The sequence below is a fragment of the Bacteroides sp. GD17 genome (assembly GCF_038448625.1).
Lineage (GTDB): Bacteria > Bacteroidota > Bacteroidia > Bacteroidales > Bacteroidaceae > Bacteroides.
The window spans coordinates 282,078-306,775 of record NZ_JBCEZS010000006.1 but is presented as its reverse complement, the minus strand read 5'-3'; the positions used below and the strand labels follow the sequence as shown (position 1 = coordinate 306,775).

Sequence of the window (24,698 nt, the reverse complement as noted above, 5' to 3'; positions counted from 1 at the left end):
CTGCTGAAAAGTTCGCCCTTCTCCAAAGCTTTTTCTATCTTTGCGCAGCTTTACCCAATTTAAGATGATACGGATATGCCCGATTATATAGAAGAACTGAATGAAGGACAGCGTGCAGCGGTGCTCTATAACGACGGTCCGTCGCTGGTGATAGCCGGTGCCGGTTCGGGAAAGACGCGTGTGCTGACTTATAAGATAGCCTACTTGTTGGAAAACGGTTATCAACCGTGGAATATTCTTGCCCTGACATTTACCAACAAGGCGGCACGTGAGATGAAAGAGCGTATTGCCCGCCAGGTGGGAGGGGAGCGTGCCCGCCATCTGTGGATGGGAACTTTCCATTCCATGTTTCTGCGCATGCTGCATGTCGAGGCGCAGCACCTGGGCTTTACTTCACAGTTCACCATTTACGATACGGCGGACAGTAAAAGCCTTCTGCGCTCTATCATTAAGGAGATGGGGCTCGATGAGAAGGTGTACAAACCCGGAGTAGTGCAGGCGCGCATTTCCAATGCCAAGAATCATCTCGTCACCCCTGACGGTTATGCCAATAACAAAGAAGCCTACGAAGGAGACCGTGCGGTAAAGATGCCGGCAATCCGCGATATCTACCGCAGGTATTGGGAACGATGCCGGCAGGCGGATGCAATGGATTTTGATGATCTGTTGTTCTATACTTTCCTGTTGTTTCGCGACCACCCCGAGGTGCTGGCCCGCTATCAGGATCAGTTCCGCTATATTCTGGTCGATGAGTATCAGGATACCAACTTTGCACAGCACAGCATTGTGTTGCAGTTGGCTAAGAATCACCAGCACGTATGTGTGGTGGGGGATGATGCACAGAGCATCTATTCCTTCCGCGGGGCCGATATTGATAACATCCTCTACTTCACCAAGGTTTATCCCGACACCAAGGTTTTCAAGTTGGAACAAAACTACCGTTCTACCCAGACCATTGTCTGCGCTGCCAATAGTTTGATAGAGAAGAACCAGTGGCAGATACGCAAAGAAGTCTTTTCGGAGAAAGAGAAAGGAGAGGCTATCGGTGTCTATCAGGCATATAGTGATGTAGAAGAAGGGGATATTGTGGTCAACAAGATTGCCGAACTGCGGCGTGAGAAAAACTATCCCTATTCAGACTTCGCCATACTCTACCGTACCAATGCACAGAGCCGTATCTTCGAAGAAGCCATGCGTAAGCGGGGCATGCCTTATCGCATTTATGGCGGGTTGTCCTTTTATCAGCGCAAGGAGATTAAAGATGTAATCGCTTACTTCCGTCTGGTGGTCAATCCTAATGATGAAGAGGCTTTCAAACGAATTATAAACTATCCTGCGCGCGGTATTGGAGATACGACGGTAGGCAAAATCATAGCTGCCGCAACGGAGCACAACGTCAGCTTGTGGACAGCGCTTTGCGAACCGCTGACGTACGGACTGAATTTCAATAAGGGTACTGTCGGCAAGTTGCAAGGCTTCCGCGATCTGATATCCGGTTTCATACAAATGGTGGCGGAGAAGAACGCTTATGAAGTAGGTGCGGATATCATCCGCCAGTCCGGCATCATCAATGATGTTTGCCAGGATAATTCTCCCGAAAACCTCAGTCGTAAAGAGAATATCGAGGAATTGGTGAACGGTATGAGTGACTTTTGCGCGCAACGGCAGGAGGAAGGAAATATGAATATTCTGCTGGGCGACTTCTTGTCGGAAGTTTCCCTGCTTACTGACCAGGATTCGGATAAGGATGGAGATGACGAGAAAATCACGCTGATGACTGTACATTCTGCCAAAGGATTGGAATTCAGAAATGTGTTTGTAGTGGGGATGGAAGAAAATCTTTTTCCCAGCGGCATGGTGGGCGACTCGCCCCGTGCGTTGGAAGAAGAACGCAGATTGTTCTACGTAGCCATTACTCGCGCGGAAGAGCATTGCTTCCTTTCGTATGCCAAGACGCGTTTCCGTTACGGCAAGATGGAGTTCGGCAGTCCCAGCCGCTTCCTGAAAGATATCGACGTGCGCTTCCTGCGTCTGCCTCAGGATGCCGGAATGGCCCGCAAGATTGACGAAGAAGCAACGACTTTCCGCAGGGAGAACAATAGGGGCTTTTCACGTCCCATCTATAATAAGGAAGAGGGCTTGTCTCGCAACCTGAAACGGGTGACGCCTTCTGCAAGTGCAGTGGGCGTATCTTCTTCCGTTAGCGGCAGTGCACCTAACCATGTGCAGCAAGGACAACTCATCGAACACGAACGTTTCGGCTTGGGTGAGGTGCTGAGAGTAGAAGGCGAAGGTGATAATGCCAAAGCAACCATTCGCTTTAAGAATGCGGGAGACAAGCAACTTTTACTGCGTTTTGCGCGTTTCAAGGTAATCGGCTGAGAGTCCCGGTAAAACAATAAACAGATAATAATATGATAGACTTTTCCCTTTTCCCTTCCCCCTGCTACATCATGGAGGAAGACTTGTTGAGGAAGAACCTCACCCTGATAAAGAGTGTCGCCGACCGTGCTGACGTAGAAATAATCCTTGCCTTCAAGTCCTTTGCCATGTGGCGATCGTTCCCTATTTTCAGGGAATACGTAGACCACTCTACGGCAAGTTCCGTCTACGAAGCCCGTTTGGCACTGGAAGAATTCGGAAGCAAGGCGCATACTTATTCTCCCGCATATACTGAAGCCGACTTCCCCGAGATAATGCGTTGCAGCAGCCATATTACGTTCAATTCCCTGGCACAGTTCCGGCGCTTCTATCCGATGGTCGTAGCTGAGGCGAGCGGCATTTCTTGTGGCATCCGCATCAACCCCGAATATTCGGAAGTAGAAACAGAACTTTATAATCCATGTGCCCCCGGCACCCGCTTCGGTGTGATGGCCGACCAACTCCCCGAGGAACTACCCAGCGGCATTGAAGGCTTCCACTGCCATTGCCATTGCGAATCTTCCTCTTACGAACTGGAACGTACCCTGGAACATCTGGAGGCCAAATTCTCCCGTTGGTTCCCGCAAATCAAGTGGCTGAACCTGGGAGGCGGACATCTGATGACCCGGAAAGATTACGATGTAGAGCACCTCATTCGCCTGCTGAGGGGGCTGAAAGAACGTTATCCCCATCTGCGCATCATCCTTGAACCGGGCTCCGCCTTTACCTGGCAGACCGGTGTACTGACCTCCGAAGTCGTGGATATCGTGGAAAACCGTGGCATCCGCACCGCCATTCTTAACGTCAGCTTCACCTGCCACATGCCCGACTGCCTGGAAATGCCTTACCAGCCTGCCGTGCGTGGTGCCGAAATGGGAAATGACGGACCTTATATCTACCGCCTTGGCGGCAATTCCTGCCTGAGTGGCGACTATATGGGCCTTTGGAGCTTCGACCACGAACTGCAAATAGGGGAGAGAATCGTATTCGAAGATATGATACACTACACCATGGTAAAGACGAATATGTTCAATGGAATCCACCATCCTGCCATCGCTATGTGGACAAAAGAGGAAAAAGCAGAAGTCTTCAAGCAATTTTCTTATGAAGATTATCGTGACCGAATGAGTTGATAATCAAAAGCCTGCTTACATTTTTGATACTAATGTCTACTTTTATGTGTGAAAAAAGTATGCGGAATGTTTGCAGATTTAAGGAAAATATCTACCTTTGCATCCGCAATCGCGGAAATAGCTCAGTTGGTAGAGCATAACCTTGCCAAGGTTAGGGTCGCGAGTTCGAGTCTCGTTTTCCGCTCTATGCAGAAAGATTGCAATTACCAAATGCCCAGGTGGCGGAATTGGTAGACGCGCACGTTTCAGGTGCGTGTGTCGAGAGGCATGCAGGTTCGAGTCCTGTTCTGGGCACAGAGGTAAGGCAGTCGGTTCTTTGAAGTGTTGAAAGTAAGATGGAGAGGTGGCGGAATTGGTAGACGCGCTACTTTGAGGGGGTAGTGACAATTATGTCGTGGGAGTTCGAGTCTCCTTCTCTTCACATACTTTGATAGTTTGCGGAAATAGCTCAGTTGGTAGAGCATAACCTTGCCAAGGTTAGGGTCGCGAGTTCGAGTCTCGTTTTCCGCTCATTTTTAATTTGCGAGATGGCCATAATGCCCAGGTGGCGGAATTGGTAGACGCGCACGTTTCAGGTGCGTGTGTCGAGAGGCATGCAGGTTCGAGTCCTGTTCTGGGCACTGAGGTAAGGCAGTCGGTTCTTTGAAGTGTTGAAAGTAAGATGGAGAGGTGGCGGAATTGGTAGACGCGCTACTTTGAGGGGGTAGTGACAATTATGTCGTGGGAGTTCGAGTCTCCTTCTCTTCACATACTTTGATAGTTTGCGGAAATAGCTCAGTTGGTAGAGCATAACCTTGCCAAGGTTAGGGTCGCGAGTTCGAGTCTCGTTTTCCGCTCATTTTTAATTTGCGAGATGGCCATAATGCCCAGGTGGCGGAATTGGTAGACGCGCACGTTTCAGGTGCGTGTGTCGAGAGGCATGCAGGTTCGAGTCCTGTTCTGGGCACTTTCTCTTTGTGAAAAGGGGGTCATCAAATGCGGAAATAGCTCAGTTGGTAGAGCATAACCTTGCCAAGGTTAGGGTCGCGAGTTCGAGTCTCGTTTTCCGCTCTTATAGTTTTTTCCATTTTATGTAAAATAAAAAAGTCCCCGTAAGCAATGCTTGCGGGGACTTTTTTGTTGTCTGGGGGATTATTGCTTCTTCAAGGAGAATCCCAGCATCATTCCGTCATAGCTGTTGGCCAGGGAACCGACGGTTTTTAAAGTGGCACTGTTGCTTTTGGTAGAAAGAAAAGCTATCAGTTTCAGTAATTTGTCCGACTCAAACAGCAGGTCCATTGTTGTAGAAGTGCAGTTTATTTTAGCATTCAGTCCTATCAACTTTATAAATTTCAGGTTTATTTTCTGAGCGGAGGCATCGTAGGAGTAGCTTCCTTTCAGGTTCTTTTTCCCTACCTGGGCATTGAATGTGCTGTCGGCATTAAAGGTGAATGACATTTGTCCGGCTTTGATGCCTGCTTTTGCCAGTTGTTCGTCCAGTTTCTTTTCGGCAGTGGTCGCGGCAACGGCACCACCGGCTTTTTGCAACAGATTGTCTGACTCGAACTCAATGGCAGCGCCGGTATACATCCAGGTTCCGGTAATGTCGGTCACTGTTTTTCCGGTGACGGCATTCACTGCTTTTTCAATATTCTCTTTGTTGAACAAGTCTTTGATGGATTGTGCTTGGCTGTTGGCAGACAACAGCAGGGCGGCAGCCAGTAGTTGCCAAAATACGGATTTCTTCATTTTGTGTAAATTCAATTATTTGCTATTCATTTCTTTGTTGATACTTTCTATATAGTTCAGCAGTTCTTCGCGTCCCATGCGGTTCTCGGAAGAGGTGATGAAGTAGGGGGGCAGTTCCTCCCATTGCTCCTGCAACTGCCTGAGGTATTGGCTGATGTTGATATTCAGTTTGCCGCCTTTCAGTTTGTCGCTTTTGGTGAAGACAATGGCAAAAGGCACTCCATGCTCTCCCAGCCATTCTATGAACTCGAGGTCGATGGGTTGCGGAGCCAGTCTGCTATCAATAAGAACAAATAGATTGGTCATCTGTTCGCGTTGAAGTATATAACTTTCGATGATGCGTTGTATTTGTTCCTGGCCTTTCATTCCGCGTTTGGCATAGCCATAGCCGGGAAGGTCTACGATGTACCAGCTTTTGTTGATGAGGAAATGGTTGATAAGCATTGTTTTCCCCGGTGTGGCGGAAGTCATGGCCAGTCCTTTGCGTCCTGTGAGCATATTGATGAGGCTGGATTTTCCTACGTTGGAGCGTCCGATGAAAGCATATTCGGGGAGTGTACCTGCAGGGCATTTCCGCACGTCAGTGTTACTGATGATGAATTCAGCGCTTGTAATATCCATTTGATTATCTATTTTTTGATTTTACGTGCGGCAAAGGTAGCACTTATTTCACAAGATAGCACTATCTTTGCTGGGAAAGCAAAGATAAGCGGCAACTCAGCGTAAAAAATGAACCGGTTCATTTTATTCTGCACTCGGTTTGCATTATCTTTGCCGCCAATTAGGAAAATTTTAAGTATGAATGGACAATTTCCCTCTACATTATTGGAGAAGGCGGTAAACGAGTTTGCCAAGTTGCCCGGAGTGGGGCGTAAGACGGCTATGAGACTGGTGCTTCATCTGCTGCGTCAGGACACGGCGGTGGTAGAGGCATTCGGTAATGCTATCGTTACGCTGAAGCATGAGGTGAAGTATTGTAAGATTTGCCATAATATATCGGACACGGAGACATGCCGTATTTGTGCCAATCCGCAACGGGATGCTTCGGTAGTTTGTGTGGTGGAGAATATTCGTGATGTCATGGCAGTGGAGGCTACGCAGCAATTTCGCGGCCTGTATCATGTGTTGGGAGGGGTTATTTCGCCGATGGACGGTATCGGTCCCGGTGATTTGCAGATAGAGAGCCTGGTGCAACGGGTGACTGCCGGAGGAATAAAAGAGGTTATCCTTGCCTTGAGCACTACGATGGAAGGAGATACAACGAATTTCTACATATATCGTAAACTGGAAAAAATGGGAGTGAAACTTTCTGTTATTGCCCGTGGCATCTCCGTAGGTGACGAACTGGAATATGCTGATGAAGTGACGCTGGGACGCAGCATCGTCAACCGTACTCCATTCACCGGAACTGTGTGAAAGAAATTTATGAATTATGATTTACTGACTGAATAAATGGAAGAACAAATTAAGAAGACCGCAGCACGTGTAAAGGCTGGTTTTGTATATTTCTGGCTGCTTCCTGTTCTGCTTGTCATCCTCGGTGAAACCGGAGGAGACTGGGTAGGTATGTATGCAGGCGATGTGCGCGCTTCCTATACTGCGGAGACAATAACTATCCTGTTGGCTGCCATTTGTGTACCTGTCTCCTTGAAGCTCTTTTCGTGGGTGCTGACTCGGAAAATAGATGTTGTGAGCCTTCCCGAAGCTCTTCGGCTCTATTCCTTTTGGAGCGGCGTACGGTTGGCATTGCTTGCCCTGCCGGTTTTGGGTGGTTTCCTTACTTATTATATGGTGTTGAGCAATACGGGAGTGCTTTGTGCGTTGATCGCCTTGACTGCCTCTCTGTTTTGCCTTCCTGGTGAGGAACGCTTGCGTAAAGAACTGCATATCAATAAAGAAGAATAAACATAACCTGCCGAAAGTATGAAATCTTATTTCAGTAGCGAGCGAATTCGTCTCCGTGCTATGGAGCCGGAAGACTTGGAAGTGATGTATGCCATGGAGAATGACCCGCTGACGTGGGATGTGACTAACTTCACTGTGCCTTACTCCAAGTTTGTTTTGAAACAATATATCGAAAACTCCGAATGCGATATGTTTGCCGACCGCCAGTTGCGTATGATGATTGTACGCAGTGAAGATGATGTAGTGGTGGGCACGATTGATATAACCGAATTTGTCCCTATGCATTCGCGTGGAGAAGTTGGCATTGCGATACGGAGGGAGTATCAGGGAAACGGCTATGCCAAAGAAGCATTGAACCTGCTATGCGACTATGCTTTCGGCTTTCTGCACTTGAAACAACTGATTGTGCATATTGCCACGGATAATGAGGCGAGTATGCGGTTGTTTGAATCTTGTGGCTTTGTGCCCTGCGGACTTTTGAAGGAATGGTGGTGTACAGGAGGAACTTTTAAAGATGTTGCATTGTTGCAGCGTCTTCGCTAACTTAATTGAGAGTTGGAATCTGCGGAAAGCGTGACCAGATTTCGTATTTGCCTCCCAACTTGCACAAGGCTCTTTTCCAGAATTTACTGCTGGATTTTTCGTCCATTAGCGAAGCAATATCCTCTTTGCCTACCAGCCAGGTATTCTCTTGAATTTCCTGGCACAGTTGTTCGTACTCCCAGCCGGAATATCCCAAGAAGAACCGGATTTTACCTTTGATGGGATTGCCATGTACGATGTATTCTTTAATGGCTTCAAAGTCGCCATTCAGATAAAAACCTGTAGCAATGGGCAATGCTCCTGCCACTCCTTCAAGGGTATGCAGATAGAACAGTGTGTCTGTACTGATCGGACCGCCTTTATAAATAGGTATACTTTCCGGGTAATTGAGTTCTTTCAAAACATCGTTCAGGAATAAGGGGAGAGGCTTGTTCATGACCAATCCCATGGTGCCGTCGTGTGTGTGGTCTACTAATAGAATGACAGAACGCCCGAATGTCTGGTCGCACAAAAAAGGCTCGGAGATCAATACTTTACCCCGGGCAGGAACTACATGGTTCGTTTCTATCTTGAATATATCTATATCGGTATACATGCCCCTAATATACAAAATATTCTACAAGGTACAAATATTCTCCTCTGTTTTTCAATGGAAAAATAGTTTTTCTAAGATTTTTAAGTTTTTTATTTGTGGGAATTGTATAGATTTGCAATAATTTAGGTGTCTGATACAATGAAACAATCAACAGTATACTCTTTAATCTTTAGTTTATTTTCTATAGGATGGTTAGATTGTCCGGATGTTTTTGCAGGACGAGATCAGCGTTTGGAAACACGCCTTTCCAAAATAGCGGTCAGCGGTTGCGTGGTAGATGAGTTCGGTGCTCCTTTAGCCGGAGCTACAATCCTTGAAAAAGGGACTGCCAATGGTACGGTAGCCGACTCGGAAGGGAAGTTCAGCCTTATGGTTTCTGAAGGGGCAGTACTGCATGTCTCTTTCATCGGTTATATATCTCAGGAAGCAGAAGTAAAGGGAAATGCTGTCTTCAATATTATATTGGTGGAAAATATGATAGAGTTGGATAAGGTCATCGTTACGGCTTTGGGCATTGAGAAGAAAGAACATTCTCTTTCTTATGCTGCCGACCAGATAAAAGGCGAGGAACTTACCCGGGTAAAAATGCCCAACTTGATCACCTCGCTGACCGGCAAATCTGCGGGTGTGCAGATCAACCAAGTGTCCTCCGGTTTGGGAGCTTCTGCTAAGGTCAGCATGCGCGGCATCCGTTCTGTGGCGAGCGATAACCAGCCCTTGTATGTGATAGACGGCGTTCCCATGTTGAACTCCACTTCTGAGCAAGCCTATTCTGCCATCGGTGGAACAGCCAATGCCGGCAATCGTGATGGAGGTGATGGCATCTCCAATCTGAATCCTGAAGATATAGAGAGTATCAGCATTCTAAAAGGAGCTCCAGCCGCAGCTTTGTATGGCAGCCAGGCTGCCAACGGGGTAATCCTTATTGCTACGAAAAAAGGTAAATCGCAAGGACAGCGCAGCGTTTCTTTTTCAACCAGCCTGATGTTCGATAATGCTTTCTCCTTACCTGAAATGCAGAACCGGTATGGAGTGAGCGACGATGTAGATAGCTGGGGCGAACGTGCAAATCTTCCTGAGTACGACAATCTGAAAGACTTCTTCTCAACCGGTGTCACTTCCATAACTTCTCTTTCCGTGAGCCACGGCAACGAGATGTTGCAGAATTATTTTTCTTATGCCAACACCACCGGGCATGGAATTATCGGAAAGAGCAACTTGTCTAAGCATAATCTTACTTTCCGGGAAACCTCCATGCTTTTCGACTCTCGCCTGAAGTTGGACGGTAATGTGAACCTGATGCGCCAGGTCACAAAAAACAGACCCACGGTAGGTGGATTTTATATGAATCCTCTGGTGGGGCTCTATCGCTTTCCTCGTGGAGAAGACATCTCTTATTATAAGGAGAACTTTGAGATTTATGATGAAAGCAGGAATCTGAATATACAGAACTGGCATACCTCTTATGAGGACTTTGAGCAAAATCCTTATTGGATTGTCAACCGGATTCTGACGAAGGAGACCCGTATGCATGCCATTGTCTCCTTGTCTGCCGGTTTGAAGATAAACGACTGGCTCAGTTTGCAGGCGCGTGGCAACGTCGATTATATCAGCGATAAGATGCGGCAGAGTTTTTATGCGTCCACCGCTCCGGCGTTGGCCGGTGTAAACGGGCGATATATAGAGATGGACTATCAGGAAACTCAGTTCTACGGTGATGCAATGCTTATGATGAAGAAAAAATGGGATGCTTTTTCGGTGGATGCAGCTATTGGTGCCAGCATCAATGACAAGACGGTGAATTCTACCCGCTATGACTCGAAAACAGCCTCATTGAAATATGCCAATGTGTTCAATTTGGCAAATATTATCATGAATGGTTCCGCCTCCCTCGACCAGAAGATTGATGCACAACGTCAGTTGCAGTCTTTGTTTGCTACGGTCCAGGTGGGTTACAATGAGTCTATTTATCTTGATTTGTCGGCGCGCAATGACTGGGCTTCCACTTTGGCTTATACAGCCCATGAGAAAAGCGGATTCTTTTATCCTTCGGCAGGTTTTTCCTTGCTCCTGAACAAGCTGGTGGCTCTGCCCGAATGGATTTCATTTGCCAAAGTACGAGGTGCATATAGCATGGTAGGTAATGATATTCCTATGTTCATCACTAATCCTTCTTCCCACATTACGGCAGGCGGGGAATTTTTGGCAAGCGATGCCGCCCCGTTCAAGGATATGGAACCGGAAATGACACACTCTTTCGAGGCAGGTATCGAAGCACGTTTCTTGAAAGACCGTATCGGAGTGAATGCTACTTTTTATAAGACGAATACTCACAACCAATTCTTCAAACTGCCTACGCTTTCGGGCGATAGATATGCCTATCGCTACGTCAATGCAGGCAATATACAGAACGTGGGTTGGGAAATTTCGCTGAATGCTGTACCCGTGCTGATGAATCATTTCAAGTGGAAAACAGAATTGAACTTCTCTACTAACAGGAATAAGATAATCTCCCTTCATGAAGCGCTGAAAGAGTTTGTTTACGGACCTACCAGCTTCTCGTCCAGCTATGCCATGAAGCTGGTCAAAGGTGGTTCCATAGGCGATATTTACGGTAAGGCATTTGTGCGAGATGATGCCGGTAACATAGTCTATGGTACGGAAGGTGCCAACAAAGGATTGCCTTTGGTAGAAGGAGACGGCAATACGGTGGAGGTAGGGAATGTCAATCCCAAGTTCCTGTTGGGGTGGAATCATTCTCTGTCTTACAAAAACTTCACCCTTTATTTCCTGATCGATTGCCGTTATGGGGGTGATCTCTTGTCGCAGACGCAGGCAGATATGGATATGTATGGAGTTTCCGAGGTCACAGCCAATGCAAGAGATAAAGGGTACGTAATGCTCGAAGGACAACGTATTGATAATGTGAAAGGCTTCTATAAAAATGTAGTAGGCGGACGTGCCGGAGTAACGGAATATTATATGTACGATGCCACTAATATACGTTTGCGCGAGTTGTCTGTAGCCTATCAGCTCCCTGCTTCGTGGGTGGAAAAGACGAAAGTGCTTAAAAGGGCACAACTCTCTTTTTCAGGCCGCAATCTGTTCTTCTTCTACAAAAAAGCCCCCTTCGACCCGGATCTGGTGCTCTCTACGGGGAATGATAACCAGGGGATTGACGTATACGGCATGCCTACTACGCGTAGTTGGGGATTTACCTTGAAATGTGAGTTCTAAATAGGGGAGGGTATAATATATGAAGAAGATAATAGGAGTGATAAGTATCGTGTTTCTGTTTCTCTCTTGTACGAGCGATTTCAAGGATATCAATACTGACAAGTCCGGCATTACGGACAAGGACTTGCAGGCCGATTATAACGAACATGGCATCCGCCTCGGTGTTATCCAGCAAGGCATTTACTTCAATTACGACTACGGTAAGGGTAAGAACTGGCCTTTTCAGTTGACACAAAACCTGAATGCCGACATGTTCAGCGGCTACATGCACGATGCCAAGCCGTTGAATGGTGGTTCGCACAATTCGGACTACAACTTGCAGGATGGATGGAACAGTGCGATGTGGGGGCATACCTACGAGTATATTTTTCCTCAAATATACCAGTCGGAGAATGCTACGCGCAGTCGTATGCCTGCCTTTTTCGGTATAACCAAGATATTGAAGGTAGAGGTGATGCATCGTGTTACCGATTATTATGGTCCCATTGTGTACAGCCATTTTGCTGATCCCGAAGGGAAATATACTCCCGATGCGCAGAAAGAAGTCTATGAGGCCTTTTTCTGTGAACTCGATACGGCAACGGCAGTGCTTTCCGACTATATTAGTCAACACGAGGATGCATCCGAATTTGCCCGTTTCGATATTTTGATGGACGGCAAATACACTTCTTGGATGAAGTTTGCCAATTCCTTGCGGATGCGGCTTGCCATGCGTATGGCGGTTGTCAGTCCGGAGAAGGCGAAGGCTGAATTCATGAAAGCGCTGAGCAATGAATATGGAGTGCTTCGGGAAGCGGATGAACTGGTAGCTGTCTCCACGGGAAGCGGATATACCAACCCGTTGGGAGAGATAAATCTTGTATGGAACGAGGCATATATGAGTGCTCCCATGGAATCCATCTTGAACGGATATGAAGATCCCCGGCGCGAAATATACTTTTCAACCTGCCAGAGCGGGGACTACAAAGGAGAATATCGCGGTATCCGCCAAGGTACCTGCTTTGCGCATAACTATTATAATACTTTGTCGAAACTGAAAGTCACCCAGCAGACGGATGCAGTGCTTATGACGGCTGCCGAAGTCTGGTTTTTGCGTGCCGAAGCTGCTTTACGCGGTTGGACCGGTGAGTCTGCAAAGACATGCTATGAGCAGGGAGTCATTGCTTCTTTCCGCCAGTACGGTATCTTGCAACCCGAAAGCTATTTGGACAGTGACTTGCTACCTGCCGATTTTGTGGATACTTACGATGCTGAGAATGATATAAAAGCCCGTTGCCGGGTTTCGCCCCGTTGGATAGAAACGGCCGACAGGGACACGAAGTTGGAAAAGATTATCACTCAAAAGTGGATTGCCATGTTTCCCGAAGGCTGCGAGGCATGGGCAGAGCAACGCAGAACAGGATATCCCCGTCTGTTCCCCGTGCGCTTCAACCATAGTAAGGACAGATGCATCGATACGGAAACTATGATTCGCCGCCTTAACTTTCCCGGCGGACTGAAAACGGAAAATGCCGACCAGTATGCTGCCCTTGTAGAGGCATTGGGCGGACAAGATAATGCCGGTGTCCGATTGTGGTGGGACACCGGCAATAACTGGTAGTTTCTTTTTTATTGGATAGGGTGATTTTCGGCAAAGATGGCCATGCGCTCATCCAGTTGGTCGTATTGATGATCCTGGATGAAGGAAGTGCAGGCACGAAGTCCTTCTTGATGGCTTCCGGTAGTCACCAGTGAGATGGCGCTTACACCATAATACATCAGTTCCTTGGCAAGCTCTCCACTGCTCATTCCCGGATAGCCGATGGTAAAGTAGAAACCGTCGGCAACGGGGTCACCCAAATCATTGTCGTATACCAAGTGGAAACCGTGGCGCAGGAAAATTTCTTTTAATCGGCGGGCACGTTCACCATACACTTTTACTTCATCAAGGAAGTTGTACTGTCCCTCATTGGCAGCTTTCAGCATGGCGGCAAGCGCGTATTGTGCCGAGTGGCTTGTGCCGGAGGAGAGTGCATAGAGCACGCGGTGGATAAATACCGTACCGAAGGTGCCGCCTCCATATCGTTTCGTCAGTCCCGGATAAGTACGATTGTAGAGTTTGTCCGAAATGCAACTGACACCGATACGTTGTCCGGCATAGCTGAATGCTTTGGAGCCGGAGATGAGCAGTACATAATGGTCGGTATAGTGGGCTACAGATGGCTGGTAAGGCGGTTGGAACGGTTTGCTCAGGTCCTGGCGGAAGTCCATGGCGAAGTAAGCAAGGTCTTCCAGGACGATGACATCGTATTGGGTGGCCAGTTCGCCGATGATACGCAATTCCTCCTCTTTCAGACAAATCCAGCTGGGATTGTTGGGGTTGGAGTAGACGATGGCAGAGATATTGCCTTTCTTGAGGTAACTTTCCAGTTTCTCTTTCAGTTTATCGCCGCGATAATCGTAAACATCGAAGGTTTCGAACTTCTGTCCCATTACTACCAGTTGCTGCTTCTGTACCGGGAAACCGGGGTCGATGAAAAGAATGGTGTCTTTCTTCTCATCGCACTGGCTGCAAGTGAGGAACGAAGCGAATGTACCCTGCATGGAGCCGGTGACAGGTACACAACCTTCGGCTGCTACATCTACATTAATAAAGGCCTTGATAAAGCGCGATGCTTCTTCTTTCAGTGCCGGCAGTCCGTTGATATCCGGATATAGGCTTGCAATGCCATTCTGCAATGCCTCTATTTCCGCTTTCACGCCTACGGCAGAGGGAGGGAGGCCGGGTACGCCCATTTCCATTTTAATGAATTCTATGCCTGATGCAGCTTCTGCCTTGGCAGCGATGGCTTTTACTTCGCGGATGGTTGCTTTGGCAAAGTCTGCGATATGAAAATCTTCGATAGTTTCGTCGATCAATTTTCGTTCAATAGGGGTATTTTTCATGATTCTAATATTAATTTAGTTTTGCAAAGGTAACATAAATCTCTTATAATCAACCTATGTTAAAAAAAAGATGATTTTTTTTCTTTCAAGCTATTGCAGATATGAGAAATTTGCCTACCTTTGCAACCGCAATCGAGAGAGATAGCAACAAAAGAATGAAATAATGGTGCGTTAGTTCAGTTGGTTAGAATACATGCCTGTCACGCATGGGGTCACGGGTTCGAGTCCCGTACGCACCGCGAAAGGGAGTAACAGTAGTTACTCCCTTTTTTGTTGTGTATCAGGTAGTTAAAGTATCGGATGTGGATAAAAGCCATACAAAAATTGGGTATTTATTTACCGGAAACTTACCAGTATTTCCCGATTTTTACCGATATTTCCACCTATTATGATACCGCCTTTGATACCGTTTTTTATTGTAGCGATAATCAGTAGATACCAAAACTCAAAAGAATATGAAATATCCAACAATGAGATTTGTCTTTGACCGCAAAAAGGTAGCGACAAAGACACACAAGGGACTCGTTCAACTTGAAGTTTTGAGCGAAGGTAAGAGAAAATGGGTTGGAACCGGCGTTAAAGTCTATTCCGACCAATGGGATGATCGAAAGAAGATAATCAATTCAGTTGAAATGATTCAATTGAACCAATGTCTTGATGAACAATTCCGGGTTATCCAAAATTGGATTAATGAACTTATTAGTAAAAAAGAAGTTTTCGATTTTGATAAGCTGGATAGATTTTTGAGATATACCAATAAATCGGAAAGTTACGTTGATTTTGTAGAAAGAAGAATTGAGGAACGTGGAGATATAACGGAAAGCACCAAAGCTTCCCATCGGACGTTTGCCGCCTCATTACGTGAATTTGACAGAATAATGTATTTTTCCGACCTGACAAAAGCCAATATAACGCTGTATGATGATTGGTTACATGCCAAAGGCTATTCGCAGCCTACGATCTACAATTATCATAAACGCAACAAACGCTATATTCATGAGGCCATAAGGTTTGATTTACTGAAAGATGATCCGTATAAGGGCGAACGTTTTTCTCGTGGCAAACACGCAATCAGAAAATACCTGACTGCCGAAGAGTTGAAAAAGGTGAAGGACGCCCAAATTGATTCGGAGACAATTTGTAGAGTTCGTGACCTTTTCATTTTTCAGGCATATACTGGAATTGCTTATGCCGATCTTGCTAAGTTCAATTTCAAACGTGACGTACAAAAACGTGGTAACAAGTATGTTATATTGGATATTCGCTTAAAAACAGAAGAAAACTATTTTATCGTATTACTATCTCCTGCAATGGAAATATTGAAGAAATACGATTATGTACTGCCAGTTATCAGTAATCAGCAATACAATTTGCGGCTTAAAATAGTTGCTGATTATGCTGGACTTGATAGAAATCTGACCGTCCACATGAGTAGGCACACATTTGCGACAATGTGCCTGAACAATGGTGCCAAGATGGAAAATGTAAGCAAAATGCTCGGCCATACGAATGTACGTACCACGCAAGAATATGCCAAAGTCCTGAATACCGAAGTAGAAAAGGACTTTGAAATGCTGGAAAGGATTTTATCATAAAAGTACAAGCCACGCTAAAACAAAGTCGTTCATTTTAGCGTGGCTCATTTCATTTGAAATATTCCATAACTTGTACCGATTGTTCGCGAAGGCCACAACAAAGGTAGTTTTGAGTCATTTCAACGCTTGCATGTCCCATCATCTGACTAATGCTATAAAGATCGGCACCACGCAGATACAAATTTGTCGCAAAACTCCGGCGCGCAGTATGACTCGATACAAACTCCCATTTTTCGCCTTCCATTTCTTTTCCGGCTTTGAAGATCTTCACTACCTCCGTTATTCCTGCCTTCCGACAAATATTGCGGATATTACTATTAAAAGTAGGATCACTAACTTCATCTTTGGGTAAATTCATTAATAATTCTTTCACAACCGGCTTTAGCGGCACCGTAGCATGAGTTTTCGTCTTTTGACTAACATACGAAATCATGCCTCCTACTATATTGCGGCCATTCAGCCGGGTGTAATCACTATGTCGGCACCCGGTAAAAGCACCTATTAGAAATTGTGAACGTACTAATAGTTCGTTGGTGTTTTTAGGCATGTAGGCAATAATTCGTTCAAGTTCTTCATCACTTAGCCAAACATTGGTGCTTCTGACATTTTTTACTGAAAGAATTTTGTTGTAGTCTTTGGGAAGTTCAACCTCTTCATTATACAAGTTCAAAACAGCTTTCAATTTTGCTGCATATTGACGTACAGAGTTTGGTGCCAACCGTTCTTCCATGTAATCAACAAATGTTTGTAACCGAAGCTTTGAAAGCGTTTCCCATGTGGCCGGACAATCGTTTGCTTTGCTATACATATTGAGTATAATCTCATACTTCGGGTATTTCTTTAAAAATGAATCTCTTAAAGTGTTCATACATGTTTTGTTTCAATTAATTCAACTTCTGAACTCATATAGTAGAATCCGTTCTTATCGCTGTATCCACTATCAAAACACGGTGTGACTTCAATAATCTCTCCCGTTCTCTTAATCTTTACCTTCATAACTTTAATCTTTATTCATTTTTGTTTCATTACGCTGTTTTTCTCTTTCTGCTTTATCAGCTATATACTTAGCATACTTTTTGCACACTTTAGGGCGTGTCTTTATGCAGTTATAAGCATGATGTCTGCTGTAATTTTCACAGTGGGTACGCGTGCACCATTCTCCGGGGCAAAGTCTATGACAAATCAGACTAACGGCATCATAGGTTTTACTATATGATGTATTACCGTCTCTTTCAATAATACTGCAAGTGTCAAGCATAAAGTAAACGACATCATCACTAAGACTAACGTTTTTCTTTGTACGTTCTACACAATCTGTGTAACAATCGTAAATTACTCTTTGAGCATTACCTAAACTCATAATTATTCCTTTCTATTCAGTTTTAAATTTCTTGTTCATTTCTTTTTCCGCGGCTTTGGCGCCTTTCTTGAACCCCTCCACAAAACTATCAAAGCAAATTTTGCTTATTTCCGGAGTACATCTTCTCAAAAGCGGACAAATAGAGCACCTTTGGCTAAGTCCGGCAGATTTCTTGGCTATTTTCGTTACGTTTTTCATGATTATGTATAATACTTTCCCCCTTCTCCTTTCGGATCAGTTCGTTAATAAATTTGCTGATATTGGGTTGCTGGTAGATATACTCCACCAAGTCTAAGTCGAACCGGATGCTTCTGACTTTACTCTTTGTCGTGGGCTTATTCCGGTGAATCTTATTTCCTTCCATATTGTTATGATTAATAATTCGTTTGTATTAGTTCAGATTGGGGCTTATTTACCTTTATAGTCCCGTCCCTTATACGATGACTACCTTTTGCATGAAACCGCCTGAAATCATCTAAGAATAGCTCATTTACATTTGCACATAGTGGGGCAAAATCCCTACTACACCACATCAATAGTTCGGGCAACATTGCGGAAATGAATAGTAAGCCCATATATTGACACGAAAATAATTCGGGCGCAATAGTTCGGGCGGCAAGACGCTTTTGCCCATGTACGAAGATAGACACTGGGAAAACTAAAGGCCGAACAACGTGCAATAGTTCGGGTGTATTCGTGGGTGCTGATTCTATTTCCAGGGTTGGCAGTGGTTCAACTGCTTTTATTTCTTCGCTAATTGGTTCGGCCAATAGTTCAGGCAATGAAACGCCGGATAGTTCGGATAACATTTTTAGCCTCTGTAATGCCTGGTTTATTTGATCCTGATAAAACCAACGGGAAATAAAATCTATCAAGGCCACCAAAGCGAAAATGAAGGCCGGCGTTTCTGTTTGTGCATCCACATATACGGCCGGCAAATGTTTTTCCGGTTCCATTTCAAGCACTGGAGGAATATTTGCACGCTCCAAAGCTTTTGTTTTACAGTTCAGGCATGGATCAATAGGATCATCAATACATACAGGCATAACAAGGCCAATGCGTGCCGCTTTATCGTCAAAAATAACCGCCCGATCAGGTGCCACTAACCACATGCCGCCAGTCCAGCCGGAAAGCAAAGAGATAATGTTTGAAGCGAAAAGACCTATCTTTATATCAAATAAAGCAGCTTTTTCTAAAGTTGCAGAAAGTTCTTTTTGTTCGTTGTAGTCTGCATCATTATAAGATAAATAAACCTTGTTTTCACCGGCAAAGGTACGAAACGAGAAACGCCCCTTTTTATTACGTTTGATAATATTCTTTAGGAAGGTAGAAACCGCTTTTAATTCGTTTTTCTGAATCTTTATAAAGCCCTCCTTTGAAACGCAAGGATATACACCCCTATAATTCGGGAAGCATCCAGCAAGATCACAAACAAATGTTTGTTTCTTCTCGTTAGTTATTTCAGTGATATAGCCGCCTTCCTGACTGTAAACACAAACAGAGCACCGGCCAACCAATTCTTTTAAATGCTTGGGATTAATAAATAATTGCAAGCCATCAGGCAAACGGCCGGACGTTTCAACAATAACCGGGTATTCTTTGAGTATTCGTCCATCAGATGCAACTAAGGCCGAATTATAAGGATCGAGAAAAACAAAGTTCATAACCGGCCGTGACGGATCATCATCTACAAACTTAGACAAAGTAACATGTTCTTTTGTTACCCACATATCGAAAGAACAAACAATGTTTTCACGCTCTTCTATTTTGGTGAATCTCGTTTTATTAACTTGTTTGGTGCCTATCAGCTTTTCAAATTGCCAAACAAGATTAAAAGCCTGATCCACTGGAAAGGAACATTTAAAGCTGTTTACTTGTACAGTCCTAAAATCCGTTATATTTAGTTTGGCATCAACGCAAAGATATTTTATATTTATCTCGTTACCGTTGGCATCTTTCAGCTTTGCAAGCTCCGCGGCGGTATATGTGCCGGAAGCTATTTCTATTTCATTTGTAAAAACTTCGTTTGCTATTTTAACCAATTCGGCCAATATCAAGCCGTTTAACTCTTTATCATTCATAATATTATATAGTTAGATATTTGACACTAAAATAAAAGCCTAAAGCGACGCAAGCCAGCAAGTAAATAGGAAGTAACCAAAGGCCACCAAACACGCTAAAGCAGATTAATAAAATCACTATTAGCCATATTATTACGCCTACCATATTAGAAAGAAGGGTTTTCAAGAGCTTCTAAAAGTTCTTTTTCTGTTATACTCTCACAAATATTTGAGTTGTCAACGTAGACATTAAACCCGGTTTCATTGTGGAACACTTCTAAGGTGTGTATTTCTCCAAAAGGAGATTCAACTATGTATTTTGTCATAACTTTAAAATTTAATGTTATACTTTGCTTTTATTTGTTTTTCATACGCCCTAACAAGGTTTGCGCGTAGCCAAAAGCGAAGACTGGAAAAATAACGGTAACACATGTTTTCAGCCTTTTGCAAACAAGGATGCCGGGAACCGCCCGGAGCGGATGAATTAAACATCTATATTTTGATAATATTTTTCTTTATTCTATATATATTTACATCTTTCTTGCATTTCTTTGTAATCCTGAGTAGTTCCGCAAAAAAAATACATTTCATCGCGCTCAATAATAAACGGGCTCCCGCAATCTCTTTTAAAACCGTTTTCAAAAGCGCATCTTCCATAAATAGGAAGAAGGTAATTATATACTTCTTTGCTTATTTCGTAATTACGAAAAGCATAGCATCTGTAATCGCTCATATTCATTTAAAATTTATCTGATTCATCACTTTTATTTATAAAATCGCGTATTTTTTCTATATCGGTGCCGGATATAAAGACCACGGCACCGAATAAAAGCAGCATTAAACAAAACATCTTGATTAATTTAAAATATCTTTTCCTAATATCTTATTTATTGCTTCGCCCTTCATTGCGTAAAACCTTCCACGGGGAGCAATACCTTTTTCAACTACTACCAGGTACCCGTAATATTGTTTTTGCGGAATACTGTAGCTTACTTGCCATATACCGCCGTAAGTAACGATATATAAGCCGTTGCTATAGATTTCTTCAACTTCTTTAAGCGACAACTCAACGCCGCCTATAATGCACTCTATTTTCATATTACCCAGCGTTTTCTAAATCAATCAAATAATTTAAAAGATCGTATATATCGACATCGGGAGGCAAAAGAGATTTCAATTTACCGTAGGAGCGACCGCAAGCCCGCCAAATCTTTTCAGCCGTGCGACTATCGGAATCATGCCCAAATTCGCTACAAAAGTCCTCAAAACTATTTTCCCCGCTTACAGAATCCGAAACAAAGCAGTAAAAAGCCTCTTTTAAATCACTTTCAGAAAGTTCCTTTTTATTTGCCATATAATTTGCAATGCTATCGAAATACGAAAATGAACGTTTAATGTTATTGCAAACCACACTAACACGGTATTTGTTATGTTGTGGGCGGCTGTTCTTTTCGTAAGGGAAAGGAACACCGGAGGAAACTAAAGAAGCGGACACAGCGAAAGAAACGCCATTAAATTGTATTGTAGTTGTCATTTTACGCCTCCCTTCTTTCCAAAGGTGAAAATATACTTATCGTAAGTTTTTCCGCTTGCTACGTGTTCCAGTTTTCCGCCTAAAAAGGACGCAATACGATAATAACAAGACATTCCTACGCCGCCATCAAAACGAGGGAAAAAGGTATTTGCTAAACTAATGCCATACGGTATATTTTTCCTTGTGTTCTTTTTTCTCCATAGCATACCGGAAAGAACTTTATTACAGCATTTAGCAACGACCGTACTTTCTTTATCATATCCGCACCCGGAAGCATAAGCGGCCCTTTCTTCGTAATGCCATCCGTTTGCATCTTTCCAGCGCATAGAAGCAACAGGACAAAAGCCCCAAGTATTAGACTTGCGCCACTCTATTTCTATTTCAAGCGTTAAAACGTCCGGCATTTCGGCGCGTGCCTGATAATCAGAATTAAGTCGGGAAAGAGAATTTAAAAAGCCTCTTTCTGTTTTGTACTCATTGTTTTTCTTTTGATACTTAATTTCTTCTTTTGAAATGAAATTAAATTTGCTGGCTAAGATAGCCGAAGAAGGTAAGGAGATAGTTTTCATATCTGCAAAATTTAAAGGGTGAAACTTGGTTTGTCTTTGTTTTTCCCTTAACTTTGCATTTAAACGTTGTGGAAGACGTTAACCGATAAACGCAAAGTTTAAAGGGAGGCCGGATATAGTTAGAGGACTGATCCGGCTTTTTTGTTAGTATGCTATTCTTTGCAACCGTCTAACCGGAACCAGTAACGCAACATGATCGTCACGATACCGGAATAATGCGAAAGCATTACTAACTGATAGAGAAAGAAGCTTATCAAAGCTTGTTTTAGCGTCAAAATGAACTTTAATATAGTTACACGGCGTCCCATCAGGAACCACAGAGGCAGCGTTTAAGGTTACGTTGCGTTTGTCTAATGTTGTTAATGTTACTTCCATAATTATATTGCAATTAAATCATTAATATAAAGCTCTGTTTCTCCGATTAAGGTACGGGAGCCGTCTTTTTTGACTGGATAACATTTGATAAATACACGCGCTCCGTCTATGCAGTTTAATATTATCCGGCAATCTAAAGGACGTTTAAAAACGACCTCGTATAACTTGCCGTTATTGGGGCTTTCCGGATTATCGTATATATAACGTTTTCCGTCTTCAAAACCTTGTTCTTTGCAGTAGTCAAAAACAAGATTCTTTCTTTTTTCTGTTAGCTCTTTAATGGTCTTTTCATAACCATATACGAGATTAGATAAATTTTGTAATTCCATCTTGATATATTTCAAGTTAAACATTATCAGGGAGGAAAGACCGGGAAAAACATGTGGAAGACGTTAACCGGTCTTATTCCTTACAAGAAGAGATTAAAGGTTATATTGTGGAAGACGTTAACCCCTTTTTGCATATACAAATATAGTGCTTTTATTTGTACTACACAATAATATATGCAAATATTTTCAAGTATTACTCTTTGTTTTAGCACCTTTTAACAATAATGCAATATGTTGATTATCAACATGTTAGCATTGAAATAGAAAGTATTTGGAAAGTATTTATAAAGTAAATATATAATCAAAATATGGCACCCCGGGAACCGTATTTGTTTTATTCCGGGCGTTTAATTATCTTTGCCACCAAGTTACAGAGCGCGAGACGCCATATATAAACCCTTTTATATCTCTTTATATGGTGTACAGTAAGCGCGTAACAGACCTACAACAAATTTATCAATTAACCCCGGAGGAAGTTTTATTTTGTATGCTCGTTTCATCAGGTGCCAGCCGTGGCGAAGCATACGCCATCATCTTCCGGCCAAGATCGGCCAAGTTAGAAACAGCCCAGCGCGGAGCCGCCCAACTTGCGAAAGATAAACCAGGCATTAATAAGCTGATCAAATCTTTTGAGGATAACCGCGCCGCCTTCCTTCCTGACATTGAACCCACCGGCAAGGATAAGAAGAAAAAGAAAGCAACGGAAACGGAAGGGGAGGCCGGGAATGTTGTACAATATCGGGATAAAGATGCGGTACTTTCAGGCCTCGAAGAAACTTTGCCTTTCTTGCGTGGAAAGGATCGAGCAGACGTATTAATGAAGATTGCAGACTTACAACAGATGAAGAAGGACGAAAACACGGAAGAAGAGGAAACAGTGCATTACTACCTGCCACTGCAATGTTATCGGTGTAGTCTTTTCCTTGCAGATCGGGCCAAGAAGAAGAAGGAAGAAGGGGAAACCCAGGCATAAACTTTATATTATACTTATAATATAAAGAAAATGGTGTGGAATGCGGCCTTTTCCTGACTGCCGGCCGGTGCCGTAGAAGCACCCGGGGGTACCCCCCCCGGGCTACGCCCGACCGAAGCGTGTTTCAATCCCGGTCGAGATTTTTATTTTTTTTCATTATTGGAGTGAAAAATGGGTGCTTTCAAGTACTTTCCAATCGTGATTTACAAAAGTGAATGGTCTGTGTATAGTTTTACTTTCTAAAATGTATAGTATATGTATAGTTTACTACCTAACTATACATGTGTAAATCATTAATTATTAAGTCAATGTAATTTTAGTGTATAGTATGTATAGTTTATATGTAAATTGCACATAAGAAAAATATTATATATAGTGATTTGGTCTTCCAACTATACATACTATACATTATTTTTCCATTGTTTTATATATCAATCAGTTATACATGTATAGTAGCCCCTTCAACCCTACATAAACCCTACACTTCAAAGGAAGTATTTTACTTATGATTGTTTTGGGGATATATGTGATATTGTCTGATTAACAGAGTTTTATCTTACATATAATCCTTCAATTACATGGATAGGAATACTATAAAAATGCTCAAAAAGTTGGCTTTATTCCATTTAATAATAGAAAATAGCATGAATTATTTATGCTTTTAATGGAAAATAAGCTATATTTGTAGGCGTAAAACACCTGAAAACAGGTAAAAAGCTATTGGAAATGCCTTGTTTTCGGTCATAAATTTCAGAAGTATGGTAGTTTCTATAAATAGTATGCCTTTTGGCGAGAGTGAATTTCGTAGGGGTAATAAAGTTTGGAAAGCTCAAACCTTGTACGATTATGCTAAAGCAAAGGAATGTCCGGTATTGGATATGCCGCTGTGGTGTATTGATTTGACTGATGCTCCATTTGAGTGGTGCAGCCAATTACATAGCTTTATTTTTCAGATGAAGAGGGTGAATGACTGTTCTCTTGATTATCCTATTATTCTTGATGATTGCGGTCAAATAGCAGATGGGTATCATCGCTTATGTAAGGCTATCTTGGAAGGCAGAGAAACCATTAAAGCCATACGTTTGAATGAAATGCCTTCACCTGATAGAGTTGAAATTGAATAAGACATAATGATATGAGTAAAATTGCAAGATGGATTTATAACAAGCTGTTGCCTATATATGTTCCCCGAAAAAATGCTTATATAGGCGGGCATTGTTTGGCTATTTGGTGCTGCATAGATTGTCGAAATGGCGGTAAGTTGTGGAAGGTTCTGAAAGGTATGAGAATTACTATAAGGAAGAATGGTTGTGTTGTCCTTATTATAAAGAAAGGTGAAGTGCTATGATACGTAAACCGGACACAATCAGACTGATAAGTGGTAAGAGTTTATATGCAATTCCATTCATACGGCGT

The 24,698-nt window shown here is 43.4% G+C and carries 23 protein-coding genes and 10 tRNA genes; 20 read left to right on the top strand and 13 right to left on the bottom strand.

Annotated elements, in window-relative coordinates; translation table 11 throughout:
• The first annotated feature begins 75 nt into the window (after nt 1–75).
• The 11 genes from AAE250_RS12425 to AAE250_RS12375 all read left to right on the top strand — a co-directional run bounded on the left by AAE250_RS12425 (nt 76) and on the right by AAE250_RS12375 (nt 4,604).
• Nucleotides 76–2,382 (top strand): ATP-dependent helicase, encoded by a 2,307-nt coding sequence (locus AAE250_RS12425; RefSeq protein ID WP_294603343.1) that lies wholly within the window; start codon nt 76–78, stop codon nt 2,380–2,382.
• 32 nt (nt 2,383–2,414) lie between these two features.
• Entirely contained in the window at nt 2,415–3,554 is a 1,140-nt protein-coding gene (nspC, locus tag AAE250_RS12420) for a carboxynorspermidine decarboxylase (protein WP_294603341.1), read from the top strand.
• 111 nt (nt 3,555–3,665) lie between these two features.
• A tRNA-Gly gene (locus tag AAE250_RS12415) sits at nt 3,666–3,738 on the top strand.
• 28 nt (nt 3,739–3,766) lie between these two features.
• Nucleotides 3,767–3,848: transfer RNA gene (locus AAE250_RS12410), tRNA-Leu, on the top strand.
• A 43-nt stretch (nt 3,849–3,891) separates the two neighbouring features.
• Nucleotides 3,892–3,975 (top strand) — tRNA-Leu (locus tag AAE250_RS12405).
• Between the two features lie 16 nt (nt 3,976–3,991).
• Nucleotides 3,992–4,064 (top strand) — tRNA-Gly (locus AAE250_RS12400).
• Between the two features lie 28 nt (nt 4,065–4,092).
• Nucleotides 4,093–4,174, top strand: a tRNA-Leu gene (locus tag AAE250_RS12395).
• Nucleotides 4,175–4,217: 43 nt separating this feature from the next.
• A tRNA-Leu gene (locus tag AAE250_RS12390) sits at nt 4,218–4,301 on the top strand.
• A 16-nt stretch (nt 4,302–4,317) separates the two neighbouring features.
• Nucleotides 4,318–4,390, top strand: a tRNA-Gly gene (locus AAE250_RS12385).
• 28 nt (nt 4,391–4,418) lie between these two features.
• Nucleotides 4,419–4,500: transfer RNA gene (locus tag AAE250_RS12380), tRNA-Leu, on the top strand.
• A gap of 31 nt (nt 4,501–4,531) precedes the next feature.
• Nucleotides 4,532–4,604 (top strand) — tRNA-Gly (locus tag AAE250_RS12375).
• A gap of 81 nt (nt 4,605–4,685) precedes the next feature.
• On the opposite strand, the gene AAE250_RS12370 is transcribed toward AAE250_RS12375, so the two are convergent.
• Nucleotides 4,686–5,282: a DUF4923 family protein gene (locus AAE250_RS12370; protein WP_342289018.1), complete on the bottom strand. Its 597-nt coding sequence runs from the start codon at nt 5,280–5,282 to the stop codon at nt 4,686–4,688.
• A gap of 15 nt (nt 5,283–5,297) precedes the next feature.
• Nucleotides 5,298–5,903 (bottom strand): ribosome biogenesis GTP-binding protein YihA/YsxC, encoded by a 606-nt coding sequence (gene yihA, locus AAE250_RS12365; protein WP_342289017.1) that lies wholly within the window; start codon nt 5,901–5,903, stop codon nt 5,298–5,300.
• 177 nt (nt 5,904–6,080) lie between these two features.
• Here yihA and recR point away from each other — a divergent pair, with 177 nt between their 5' ends.
• The 3 genes from recR to AAE250_RS12350 are packed head-to-tail and all read left to right on the top strand — an operon-like array spanning nt 6,081 to nt 7,730.
• Complete coding sequence (recR, locus tag AAE250_RS12360; protein WP_342289016.1) at nt 6,081–6,698, top strand: recombination mediator RecR; 618 nt, start codon at nt 6,081–6,083, stop codon at nt 6,696–6,698.
• 36 nt (nt 6,699–6,734) lie between these two features.
• Entirely contained in the window at nt 6,735–7,187 is a 453-nt protein-coding gene (locus AAE250_RS12355; RefSeq protein WP_342289015.1) for a hypothetical protein, read from the top strand.
• Nucleotides 7,188–7,205: 18 nt separating this feature from the next.
• A complete protein-coding gene (locus AAE250_RS12350) occupies nt 7,206–7,730 on the top strand; it encodes a GNAT family N-acetyltransferase (RefSeq protein ID WP_342289014.1) in 525 nt (174 codons plus the stop codon).
• A gap of 1 nt (nt 7,731) precedes the next feature.
• Here the strand turns inward: AAE250_RS12350 and AAE250_RS12345 are convergent, their stop codons facing one another.
• The gene (locus AAE250_RS12345) at nt 7,732–8,325 is read right to left on the bottom strand and encodes a YqgE/AlgH family protein (protein ID WP_342289013.1); all 594 of its coding nucleotides are present in this window, start codon (nt 8,323–8,325) and stop codon (nt 7,732–7,734) included.
• Between the two features lie 138 nt (nt 8,326–8,463).
• Between AAE250_RS12345 and AAE250_RS12340 the strand changes: the two genes are divergently transcribed.
• Entirely contained in the window at nt 8,464–11,562 is a 3,099-nt protein-coding gene (locus tag AAE250_RS12340; RefSeq protein WP_342289012.1) for a SusC/RagA family TonB-linked outer membrane protein, read from the top strand.
• 19 nt (nt 11,563–11,581) lie between these two features.
• A complete protein-coding gene (locus AAE250_RS12335; RefSeq protein WP_342289011.1) occupies nt 11,582–13,162 on the top strand; it encodes a SusD/RagB family nutrient-binding outer membrane lipoprotein in 1,581 nt (526 codons plus the stop codon).
• A gap of 8 nt (nt 13,163–13,170) precedes the next feature.
• On the opposite strand, the gene AAE250_RS12330 is transcribed toward AAE250_RS12335, so the two are convergent.
• A complete protein-coding gene (locus tag AAE250_RS12330) occupies nt 13,171–14,487 on the bottom strand; it encodes a pyridoxal phosphate-dependent aminotransferase (protein WP_342289010.1) in 1,317 nt (438 codons plus the stop codon).
• 165 nt (nt 14,488–14,652) lie between these two features.
• Here AAE250_RS12330 and AAE250_RS12325 point away from each other — a divergent pair.
• Together AAE250_RS12325 and AAE250_RS12320 are read left to right on the top strand one after the other, a co-directional pair.
• Nucleotides 14,653–14,726 (top strand) — tRNA-Asp (locus tag AAE250_RS12325).
• A gap of 216 nt (nt 14,727–14,942) precedes the next feature.
• On the top strand, nt 14,943–16,082 hold the full coding sequence (locus tag AAE250_RS12320; protein ID WP_342289009.1) for a site-specific integrase: 1,140 nt from the start codon (nt 14,943–14,945) through the stop codon (nt 16,080–16,082).
• Between the two features lie 49 nt (nt 16,083–16,131).
• On the opposite strand, the gene AAE250_RS12315 is transcribed toward AAE250_RS12320, so the two are convergent.
• From AAE250_RS12315 to AAE250_RS12275, 9 genes are all read right to left on the bottom strand, one after another.
• Nucleotides 16,132–16,950: a site-specific integrase gene (locus AAE250_RS12315; protein ID WP_342289008.1), complete on the bottom strand. Its 819-nt coding sequence runs from the start codon at nt 16,948–16,950 to the stop codon at nt 16,132–16,134.
• Nucleotides 16,951–17,082: 132 nt separating this feature from the next.
• Nucleotides 17,083–17,442 (bottom strand): hypothetical protein, encoded by a 360-nt coding sequence (locus tag AAE250_RS12310; protein ID WP_342289007.1) that lies wholly within the window; start codon nt 17,440–17,442, stop codon nt 17,083–17,085.
• Between the two features lie 154 nt (nt 17,443–17,596).
• Entirely contained in the window at nt 17,597–17,806 is a 210-nt protein-coding gene (locus tag AAE250_RS12305; RefSeq protein ID WP_342289006.1) for a hypothetical protein, read from the bottom strand.
• A 10-nt stretch (nt 17,807–17,816) separates the two neighbouring features.
• Nucleotides 17,817–19,523 carry a hypothetical protein gene (locus tag AAE250_RS12300; RefSeq protein WP_342289005.1) on the bottom strand — a complete coding sequence of 569 codons (1,707 nt, stop codon included), beginning with the start codon at nt 19,521–19,523 and terminating at the stop codon, nt 17,817–17,819.
• 146 nt (nt 19,524–19,669) lie between these two features.
• The gene (locus AAE250_RS12295; protein ID WP_342289004.1) at nt 19,670–19,828 is read right to left on the bottom strand and encodes a hypothetical protein; all 159 of its coding nucleotides are present in this window, start codon (nt 19,826–19,828) and stop codon (nt 19,670–19,672) included.
• Nucleotides 19,829–20,357: 529 nt separating this feature from the next.
• Nucleotides 20,358–20,600: a hypothetical protein gene (locus AAE250_RS12290; protein WP_342289003.1), complete on the bottom strand. Its 243-nt coding sequence runs from the start codon at nt 20,598–20,600 to the stop codon at nt 20,358–20,360.
• A 1-nt stretch (nt 20,601) separates the two neighbouring features.
• A complete protein-coding gene (locus tag AAE250_RS12285; RefSeq protein ID WP_342289002.1) occupies nt 20,602–21,036 on the bottom strand; it encodes a hypothetical protein in 435 nt (144 codons plus the stop codon).
• Nucleotides 21,033–21,605 (bottom strand): hypothetical protein, encoded by a 573-nt coding sequence (locus tag AAE250_RS12280; RefSeq protein ID WP_342289001.1) that lies wholly within the window; start codon nt 21,603–21,605, stop codon nt 21,033–21,035. Before AAE250_RS12280 ends, AAE250_RS12285 begins: the two co-directional genes overlap by 4 nt.
• A 377-nt stretch (nt 21,606–21,982) precedes the next feature.
• Nucleotides 21,983–22,309 (bottom strand): hypothetical protein, encoded by a 327-nt coding sequence (locus tag AAE250_RS12275; protein WP_342289000.1) that lies wholly within the window; start codon nt 22,307–22,309, stop codon nt 21,983–21,985.
• Nucleotides 22,310–22,724: 415 nt separating this feature from the next.
• On the opposite strand from AAE250_RS12275, the gene AAE250_RS12270 reads away from it, so the two are divergent.
• Both AAE250_RS12270 and AAE250_RS12265 read left to right on the top strand, forming a co-directional pair.
• The gene (locus tag AAE250_RS12270) at nt 22,725–23,282 is read left to right on the top strand and encodes a hypothetical protein (protein WP_342288999.1); all 558 of its coding nucleotides are present in this window, start codon (nt 22,725–22,727) and stop codon (nt 23,280–23,282) included.
• A 758-nt stretch (nt 23,283–24,040) separates the two neighbouring features.
• Nucleotides 24,041–24,406 carry a hypothetical protein gene (locus tag AAE250_RS12265; protein WP_342288998.1) on the top strand — a complete coding sequence of 122 codons (366 nt, stop codon included), beginning with the start codon at nt 24,041–24,043 and terminating at the stop codon, nt 24,404–24,406.
• Nucleotides 24,407–24,698 lie beyond the last annotated feature (292 nt).

What these genes read in the sequence shown, in the direction of transcription:
- AAE250_RS12425 (WP_294603343.1), top strand. Translation starts at nt 76, where the DNA reads ATGCCCGATTATATAGAAGAACTGAATGAAGGACAGCGTGCAGCGGTG.
- nspC (WP_294603341.1), top strand. Translation starts at nt 2,415, where the DNA reads ATGATAGACTTTTCCCTTTTCCCTTCCCCCTGCTACATCATGGAGGAA.
- AAE250_RS12370 (WP_342289018.1), bottom strand. Translation starts at nt 5,282, where the DNA reads ATGAAGAAATCCGTATTTTGGCAACTACTGGCTGCCGCCCTGCTGTTG.
- yihA (WP_342289017.1), bottom strand. Translation starts at nt 5,903, where the DNA reads ATGGATATTACAAGCGCTGAATTCATCATCAGTAACACTGACGTGCGG.
- recR (WP_342289016.1), top strand. Translation starts at nt 6,081, where the DNA reads ATGAATGGACAATTTCCCTCTACATTATTGGAGAAGGCGGTAAACGAG.
- AAE250_RS12355 (WP_342289015.1), top strand. Translation starts at nt 6,735, where the DNA reads ATGGAAGAACAAATTAAGAAGACCGCAGCACGTGTAAAGGCTGGTTTT.
- AAE250_RS12350 (WP_342289014.1), top strand. Translation starts at nt 7,206, where the DNA reads ATGAAATCTTATTTCAGTAGCGAGCGAATTCGTCTCCGTGCTATGGAG.
- AAE250_RS12345 (WP_342289013.1), bottom strand. Translation starts at nt 8,325, where the DNA reads ATGTATACCGATATAGATATATTCAAGATAGAAACGAACCATGTAGTT.
- AAE250_RS12340 (WP_342289012.1), top strand. Translation starts at nt 8,464, where the DNA reads ATGAAACAATCAACAGTATACTCTTTAATCTTTAGTTTATTTTCTATA.
- AAE250_RS12335 (WP_342289011.1), top strand. Translation starts at nt 11,582, where the DNA reads ATGAAGAAGATAATAGGAGTGATAAGTATCGTGTTTCTGTTTCTCTCT.
- AAE250_RS12330 (WP_342289010.1), bottom strand. Translation starts at nt 14,487, where the DNA reads ATGAAAAATACCCCTATTGAACGAAAATTGATCGACGAAACTATCGAA.
- AAE250_RS12320 (WP_342289009.1), top strand. Translation starts at nt 14,943, where the DNA reads ATGAAATATCCAACAATGAGATTTGTCTTTGACCGCAAAAAGGTAGCG.
- AAE250_RS12315 (WP_342289008.1), bottom strand. Translation starts at nt 16,950, where the DNA reads ATGAACACTTTAAGAGATTCATTTTTAAAGAAATACCCGAAGTATGAG.
- AAE250_RS12310 (WP_342289007.1), bottom strand. Translation starts at nt 17,442, where the DNA reads ATGAGTTTAGGTAATGCTCAAAGAGTAATTTACGATTGTTACACAGAT.
- AAE250_RS12305 (WP_342289006.1), bottom strand. Translation starts at nt 17,806, where the DNA reads ATGGAAGGAAATAAGATTCACCGGAATAAGCCCACGACAAAGAGTAAA.
- AAE250_RS12300 (WP_342289005.1), bottom strand. Translation starts at nt 19,523, where the DNA reads ATGAATGATAAAGAGTTAAACGGCTTGATATTGGCCGAATTGGTTAAA.
- AAE250_RS12295 (WP_342289004.1), bottom strand. Translation starts at nt 19,828, where the DNA reads ATGACAAAATACATAGTTGAATCTCCTTTTGGAGAAATACACACCTTA.
- AAE250_RS12290 (WP_342289003.1), bottom strand. Translation starts at nt 20,600, where the DNA reads ATGAAAATAGAGTGCATTATAGGCGGCGTTGAGTTGTCGCTTAAAGAA.
- AAE250_RS12285 (WP_342289002.1), bottom strand. Translation starts at nt 21,036, where the DNA reads ATGACAACTACAATACAATTTAATGGCGTTTCTTTCGCTGTGTCCGCT.
- AAE250_RS12280 (WP_342289001.1), bottom strand. Translation starts at nt 21,605, where the DNA reads ATGAAAACTATCTCCTTACCTTCTTCGGCTATCTTAGCCAGCAAATTT.
- AAE250_RS12275 (WP_342289000.1), bottom strand. Translation starts at nt 22,309, where the DNA reads ATGGAATTACAAAATTTATCTAATCTCGTATATGGTTATGAAAAGACC.
- AAE250_RS12270 (WP_342288999.1), top strand. Translation starts at nt 22,725, where the DNA reads ATGGTGTACAGTAAGCGCGTAACAGACCTACAACAAATTTATCAATTA.
- AAE250_RS12265 (WP_342288998.1), top strand. Translation starts at nt 24,041, where the DNA reads ATGGTAGTTTCTATAAATAGTATGCCTTTTGGCGAGAGTGAATTTCGT.